This is a genomic window from Lysinibacillus sp. CTST325, assembly GCF_054665055.1.
On record NZ_BAAFHO010000047.1, the window covers coordinates 1 to 533 of the forward strand.

General features: G+C 48.4%; 4 tRNA genes. All 4 read right to left on the reverse strand.

The features are described 5' to 3' along the window. Positions 1–135: 135 nt before the first annotated feature. The 4 genes from ACYQ73_RS28190 to ACYQ73_RS28205 all read right to left on the reverse strand — a co-directional run bounded on the left by ACYQ73_RS28190 (position 136) and on the right by ACYQ73_RS28205 (position 501). Positions 136–211, reverse strand: a tRNA-Ala gene (locus tag ACYQ73_RS28190). 17 nt (positions 212–228) lie between these two features. Continuing rightward, positions 229–305, reverse strand: a tRNA-Pro gene (locus tag ACYQ73_RS28195). A 10-nt stretch (positions 306–315) separates the two neighbouring features. Next, a tRNA-Arg gene (locus tag ACYQ73_RS28200) sits at positions 316–392 on the reverse strand. A 20-nt stretch (positions 393–412) separates the two neighbouring features. Further along, a tRNA-Leu gene (locus ACYQ73_RS28205) sits at positions 413–501 on the reverse strand. Positions 502–533: the final 32 nt, after the last annotated feature.

Here is a 533-nt window from a genome sequence, read left to right on the forward strand (position 1 = left end):
ATTAGCTCAAATTGTTTTGCTGGCATCATGTTTGATGTCCAAAATTTTGTTTCGTTCACTAACTCAAGGTTAGTTACTAAAAACTTTATTGATTACGTTTTGCTTGTTCAGTTTTCAAGGTTCATTTGTTTTAATTGGTGGAGCCTAGCGGGATCGAACCGCTGACCTCCTGCGTGCAAGGCAGGCGCTCTCCCAGCTGAGCTAAGGCCCCATGTTAATTTTAGGAAATGGTCGGGAAGACAGGATTCGAACCTGCGACCCCTTGGTCCCAAACCAAGTGCTCTACCAAGCTGAGCTACTTCCCGTTTGTTATATTGGCGCGCCCGACAGGAGTCGAACCCATAACCTTCTGATCCGTAGTCAGACGCTCTATCCAATTGAGCTACGGGCGCTAATTATTAAAATAAAAAAATGGTGCCGAGGGCCGGAATCGAACCGGCACGGTAGTCACCTACCGCAGGATTTTAAGTCCTGTGCGTCTGCCAGTTCCGCCACCCCGGCACATTTGGAGCGGAAGACGAGGTTCGAACTCG